At 52.9% G+C, this 323-nt stretch carries 1 protein-coding gene; it reads left to right on the top strand.

The window, feature by feature from the left end; all coding sequences use genetic code 11:
• Positions 1–323 (top strand): methylmalonyl-CoA mutase family protein (locus tag R0J87_RS19170; RefSeq protein WP_498888227.1); only part of this gene is annotated, 323 nt, incomplete at both ends.

The raw sequence follows: 323 nt of genomic DNA, 5'->3' as shown, positions 1-323 counted from the left end.
CCATAAAGTGCGCAATTACTATTCGGTATCGATTTCCGGCTACCATATCGCGGAAGCGGGCGCGAACCCGATTTCACAATTGGCGTTCACTTTGTCGAACGGCTTCACGTACGTCGAGTATTATTTGAGCCGCGGCATGAACATCGATGATTTCGCACCGAACTTGTCGTTCTTCTTCTCGAACGGTTTGGATCCGGAATACACGGTCATCGGGCGCGTGGCACGCCGAATCTGGGCAATCGTCATGCGCGATAAATACGGCGCGAATGAACGCAGCCAGAAACTGAAATACCATGTCCAGACATCCGGCCGCAGCTTGCACG

Source organism: Halomonas sp. SIMBA_159 (assembly GCF_046536035.1).
Lineage (GTDB): Bacteria > Pseudomonadota > Gammaproteobacteria > Pseudomonadales > Halomonadaceae > Vreelandella > Vreelandella venusta_A.
This window is presented reverse-complemented; position numbering and strand designations above follow the sequence as displayed.